Annotated in this window: 5 protein-coding genes and 2 pseudogenes; 6 read left to right on the top strand and 1 reads right to left on the bottom strand. The window is 71.9% G+C overall.

Annotated features, from left to right (window positions below):
- The 4 genes from GXP76_RS33625 to GXP76_RS33610 all read left to right on the top strand — a co-directional run.
- Positions 1 to 169: carboxyl transferase domain-containing protein (locus tag GXP76_RS33625; protein ID WP_277994055.1), on the top strand; the 169-nt coding region annotated here is incomplete at its 5' end.
- Positions 170 to 475: 306 nt separating this feature from the next.
- Positions 476 to 1,354: an AfsR/SARP family transcriptional regulator gene (locus tag GXP76_RS33620; protein ID WP_242575411.1), complete on the top strand. Its 879-nt coding sequence runs from the start codon at positions 476 to 478 to the stop codon at positions 1,352 to 1,354.
- A 642-nt stretch (positions 1,355 to 1,996) separates the two neighbouring features.
- Positions 1,997 to 2,707 carry a ScbR family autoregulator-binding transcription factor gene (locus GXP76_RS33615; protein WP_242575410.1) on the top strand — a complete coding sequence of 237 codons (711 nt, stop codon included), beginning with the start codon at positions 1,997 to 1,999 and terminating at the stop codon, positions 2,705 to 2,707.
- 151 nt (positions 2,708 to 2,858) lie between these two features.
- A complete protein-coding gene (locus tag GXP76_RS33610; protein ID WP_242575409.1) occupies positions 2,859 to 3,680 on the top strand; it encodes an AfsR/SARP family transcriptional regulator in 822 nt (273 codons plus the stop codon).
- 214 nt (positions 3,681 to 3,894) lie between these two features.
- On the opposite strand, the pseudogene GXP76_RS36090 reads toward GXP76_RS33610, so the two are convergent.
- Positions 3,895 to 4,017, bottom strand: a pseudogene (locus GXP76_RS36090) (AraC family transcriptional regulator); the annotation flags it as partial.
- A 165-nt stretch (positions 4,018 to 4,182) separates the two neighbouring features.
- On the opposite strand from GXP76_RS36090, the gene GXP76_RS33600 reads away from it, so the two are divergent.
- The gene (locus tag GXP76_RS33600) at positions 4,183 to 4,932 is read left to right on the top strand and encodes a thioesterase II family protein (RefSeq protein WP_242575408.1); all 750 of its coding nucleotides are present in this window, start codon (positions 4,183 to 4,185) and stop codon (positions 4,930 to 4,932) included.
- A 423-nt stretch (positions 4,933 to 5,355) separates the two neighbouring features.
- Positions 5,356 to 5,589 (top strand): annotated as a pseudogene (locus GXP76_RS33595) (hypothetical protein); the annotation flags it as partial.

Genomic DNA, 5,589 nt, shown 5'->3' with positions numbered 1-5,589 from the left:
GGAGTACAAGGCCGAACTGATGCATCCTTACTACGCCGCGGAGCGCGGTCTGGTCGACGACGTCATCGACCCGGCCGAGACCCGCGAGGTCCTCGTCTCGGCCCTCGCGATGCTCCGTACGAAGCACGCCGACCTGCCGTCCCGCAAGCACGGCAACCCGCCGCAGTAACAGCGCGTCTCCTACTCCTGCACCGACCGAGCAGCACGGCCGGTCTGTTCCCCCTGTCCGAAAACAGCGGTCGCGTCGAGTGATCGCTCGTTCGCAGGGTGGGAATGGTGCCCCGGTCCTCCCCCTCTGGGCGAAGGGCGTGAGTCAAAGAAAGTCGCAAGTCAGGACGTTGCGGCGAGAGTTGAGAGACGGTCTGCTGTACGGTGCATCGAAACAGCGCAAGCGGTTTGCTGTTGACAAACCGTCTGTCCTGTTTTGTACTCGTGAGGTGCCGGATGACAGCACACTCAACTAGGGGGCAACGGCGTGCGGATCGATTTATTGGGAGTATTGGACGTCAGAGAGAACGGGGTGTCGGTCGCCCCCACCGCACCGAAGCCCCGACAGGTGCTCGCTCTGCTCGCGCTGCACGCGGACCGGGTGGTGCCGGTCTCCGCCCTCATCGACGAGCTGTGGGCGGGCAGGCCACCGCGCAGCGCCCGCACCACTCTGCAGACCTACGTGCTGCAGTTGCGCGACCTCATCGCGCTCGCGCTGGACCAGCAGGCGCCCGACGTCGAGTCGGACTCGCCCCCGCGGCGCAGAGCCAAGGACGTCCTGGTCACCACGCCCGGCGGGTACATGCTCGTGCTGGGTGAGGGCAGCAGCGACGTCCGCGAGTTCGAACGCCTTTCGGGTACGGGCTACCGCGCGATCGACCAGGGCGATTTCCGAGGCGCCTCACGGCTGCTGCGTGAGGCGCTGGCCCTGTGGACCGGCTCCGCCTTCGCCGACGTGCAGACGGGCGCGCAGTTGGAGATGGAGTCCAAGCGGCTGGAGGAAGGCCGGCTGTGCGCCCTCGACCAGCGCATCGAGGCCGACCTCAGACTCGGCCGCCACCGCGAACTCCTGGCGGAACTCACCGTGCTGACCAGTCGCTACAGCACCCACGAGAACCTGCACGCCCAGTTCATGCTGGCGCTGCACCGTTCGGGCCGGCGCGGCGAGGCCCTGGACGTCTACCACCGACTGCGCGGCACCCTGGTGCGAGACCTGGGTCTGGAGCCCTCACCGCGGCTGCGCCAGCTCCAGCAGTCGATCCTGACGGCCGCACCTGAGACCCCGCTCGCGGAGCAGCAGACGCCCGCCGCGGCTCCTGTCCCCGCCGCCCGCACCGGCGGCACGGACTCCATGCGCGTCAACTGACGCCCGGAGAAGCCGCTGTACTCAGCACTCTCGCTCCACCCGCATCACCCCGCATCACCCATGACGGTCGTCGCGCCGTCGATCCAGCCCGACCCGACCACGGCCGGCGTCGCGTCTCTCCGCCGCCTGCCCGCTCCGCCCCTCACGCCGGTCGCCCGGCCAGCGGCACGACCGAGGGTGCGAATTGCGGCGGCGATACCCGGGAATCAGTCCGGGCCCCGAACATTGACCAGCTCCTCCCCGACCTCCGCAGGGCGCCCCACAGCCCTGCGGGTACGGCCCCGGCCGGGAGCGCGCATGAATCCTCGTCCCGCTGTACGCCGCCGCCGCACGCCGCGGTGATGTGACGACAGTCGGCGGCTCCACTGGGCCGGCCTTCCGCCCCGTTCCGGTTTCCGCCTCGCGCGCCCACCCACGCCCACGCCCGCGATCGTGCCCGCCGTGGGTGATGAGGGTCACCCGGACCCGGCGGGCGGCGGAGAAAGGTGATGTTCACAGCCTCCCCATATATGAAACCGCCCAAGCGGTTTGTTAGTCTGTCGGGCGTGACCCTGCCGGCCGCGAGTGGCGCCGCGCGGCACCCGTGCCTGCGGTCCCGTGGGCACGGCACCCCTCAGTGCCCTGTTGCCCGGGAGGCAGAGCATGGTCAGACAGGAGCGGGCCGCCCGCACGCGGCGTTCGCTGATCCAGGCCGCGGCCGAGACGTTCGCCGAGGTGGGCTTCGTCCCCGCGTCGCTGACTGTCATCAGCAAACGGGCCGGCGTCAGCAACGGGGCGCTGCACTTCCACTTCGCCAACAAGGGCGTGCTCGCCGAAGCGGTCGAGGCGGAGGCCGCCGAGACGGTCCGCCGGCTCACCGAGTCGGCGCGGGCCCGCCAGGGCGATTCCCTGCAGGCGGTGGTGGACGCCACGCACGAGCTGATGGCGGCCCTGGCCCAGGACGTGGTGGTGCGCGGGGGGTTCGGGCTCGCCGGTGACATCGCGCGCCGTGCCGTGTCCCCGCTGCACAAGGAGTGGCAGCGCTGGGTGGAGGACAGCCTGTGCCGTGCCGAGAGCAGCGGCGCGCTCGCGCGGGGGGTGTCCTGGCCGGTCGCCGCCCGCGTCATCGTGGCAGCGACCACGGGCTTCGAAGTGCTCGGCTCCAAGGACGCCTCCTGGCTGAACCGGCAGAACATCACCCGCTCCTGGGAGTTGCTGCTGCCGCTCCTCGCCGACGGGCGGGACCTGGGCGCCCTGGTCTGTGCCGGCTCGCGGCCACCGACCACCGCGCCCGCGCCCACCCTCGTACCCGCGCCCGCGTCCACCCCCGCACCCGCCGCGCCGGAGCAGGCATGGGGGACCTTCGGGCGTTAGACCCCGTCTTCGCACTCCCCCTTTTGCCGTCTTGGAGGATCGCTCAAGCGCCGCTGAAGGAACCGGTGCCTCCGGTGCGGGTGGGGTTAGCGTGCTGATTCGACGACGAATTTCCGCCATCGGGAGTGCCCGACGACGAACGGGGAGAGCAATGGAGATTCAGGTCTTAGGCCCGCTGTGTGCCGCTGAGAACGGGGACTCGATCGTCCCGACCGCCGGAAAGCCACGACAGGTTCTCGCCCTTCTGGCGTTGTACCCGAGCCGCGTCCTGCCGGTGTCGACGCTGATGGAGGAGATCTGGGGGACGGAGCTGCCGCAGAGCGCGATGACCACGCTGCAGACGTACATCATGCAACTCCGCCGCTGCCTCGCCACCGCGATGGGGCCCGACGCACCGGGTGGGGCGAAGAACGTTCTGGCCACTCGGCACGGCGGCTATCTGCTGCGCATCCCGCCGGAGTCCGTGGACGTGCACACCTACGAACGCCTGGTCGCCGAGGGCCAGGAGGCCTTCGAGGAGGGGGACGACCGGCGGGCCGCCCGCAGTTTCCGCAAGGCCCTCGCCCTGTGGCAGGGCCCCGCACTGGTCGACGTACGGCTCGGCCCGGTCCTGGACATAGAGGTCACGCGGCTGGAGGAGTCCCGGCTGATGACCACGGAACGGCGCATCGACGCCGATCTGCGGCTCGGCCGGCACGCGGAACTCGTCGCCGAACTCGCCGACCTGATCGCCCGGCACCCCCAGCACGAGGGCCTGCACGCCCAGGCGATGGTGGCGCTGTACCGGTCCGGGCGGCAGGCCGGCGCGCTGACCGTGTACCGGAGGCTGCGGGAGGGACTGATAGAGGAACTCGGCGTGGAGCCCTCACCCCAACTCCAGCGCCTGCACCAGGCCATGCTCGCCGTCGACCCGGAACTCGACGTGGTGGCCGGCCTGCGCCGCGGTTCCACCTTCGACCGGTACGCCGCATAGGTTCCGGCGCGGCTCCGGATGCCACGAACGCACCCGGGGGAACGGGGGAGAGGGGGAGGGACCGGGCCGGCGACGCGCGGGGCGTCGTCCGTGGCTCGGTCCCTCCTGCCGCTCCGGCAGGTCTCGGCCCCACCGCTCTCTCCTCGGGAGTTCAGGGCCGGGAGCCAGGACACCGACGGGCGCACTCGGCGTACTTGCCGCCGAAGCTCTTGCCCACGGTGGTGACGCTGAGGTCCCCACGCCTCAGCAGCGCTGCCGCGCGCTCGATGCCGCGCGTCATCAGGTACGCGTACGGCGACCCGCCGTACCCGGCCCGGAACTGCCGGCTGAGGTGCCGACCTCGAAGCCGAGGACGTCGCGGTAGAAGACGAGCGAGGCGTCCGGATCGTCGTGCGCCCGGAACCGTCGCGTCGGGCAGGCTCCAGCGCCGTTCGAGACGGTCCCGCAATCATCGAACTCCGCCCCGAGCGGTATCAGGAGCGGGCGCCGAACAGGGGGACACATGTCGGTTGACCGGCCGGTACGGATGTACTGCTTCGCGCACTCCGCTGAGGGCGTCTTCGCCTTCGGCGACTGGGCGGCGCACGTGGGAACCGATGTGGAGCCGGTCCCGGTCCTTCTGCCGGGCTGTGCGCAGCGGCGTGGCGAACCCCGGGTGACTACCCGTACGGCGCTGCTCGCCGAAGTGCTCCCGCTGTTCCGCGGCCCCCGCCCCGGACCGTACGCCCTGTACGGGCACGGACTCGGCGCCCTGGCGGCGCTCACCGTGGCCCGCGCCCTGCACGAGGCGGGCCTGCCGGGCCCGGTGTTCATCGGCGTCGGCGCCTGGCCGCCGCCGCCCCCGCCCGCCGGGCTCCCGGACGTCCGCCGGGCGCCGGACACCGAACTGCTGCGTGTCCTGAGCGGCGGGGAAGCCGTGCCGCCCGGCAGCGACGAGTCAGTCCACCTGCGGGCCGTGCTGCCGGTGCTCCGCGCCGACCTGGAGCTGGCCCAGGACCTGCGCGAGGCGGCCGACAGGCCCTGGCGGGCCGGGCCGCTCACCACGCCCGTCCTCGTCGTCTCCTCCGAGGACGACCCGCCCACAGCGGCCGACGCCGCCGGCGACTGGCGCAAGTGGACCCTGGGACCCGTCCGGTCGCGGACCGTGCCCTGCCGCCTCCTGGCACGCGGGAGCGGTGAACTGCCCCAACTGCTCGGCAGGGCCTGCCGCGTCGCCCGCCGGCTCCTCCCGGAATCCGCGCCCGTCGGCTGACCTCCGCCTTTCCGGGCATCTGTCGCGCTCTTTCCGGTTCCCCTCTTCCGTATGCAACGCCCCCGCCGCGGAGTTGTACGCGCGCGTTCGCGCCCGCCGGGCTCGGGCACCGCTCGTACTCGGCTGTATACCCGCTCAGAGAACCGGACTTGGGACGCGTACTGCCCGTAATCTGGTGCTCGCCGACCGTTGTCGACGCGGACAGGGCAGGAGGACGCCCATGGGGGACAGGCAGTTGGGGCGGGAGCCAGGACGGCCTCGCCCGTTCGGTCACCACCCGTTCGTGGCCCGCCTGTCAGTGCCCCGCCCGCGCCGCCCGCGGGCCCCGGGCCTCACATGTTCCCCGCACGCTCTGTTCGTGCTCGCAGAAGGGAGAGACGGGGACGCGGCCACGCGCGGTGGACCGCGGCACCCCCGGACATCATGACTCCTCACCACATCCCGCACGCGCCGATCTCCGTGGTCGTCGCCCCAGGGCACCCTCCCTATCCCGCCCCCTGGGACGTCGAGTTGCACGGCCCGCTCGACGCCGCCGCGCTGGAACGCCTCCTGGGCGAGCTGACCGCCGAGGACGCGGGCCGGCCCACCTGGCGGCACCGGCTGCTGCGCCACGGCCCCGACCACCACACCCTGCGGTTCTCCGAACCGCACGGAGCA

It is taken from the genome of Streptomyces sp. NP-1717, from assembly GCF_022695985.1.
Lineage (GTDB): Bacteria > Actinomycetota > Actinomycetes > Streptomycetales > Streptomycetaceae > Streptomyces.
This window is presented reverse-complemented; position numbering and strand designations above follow the sequence as displayed.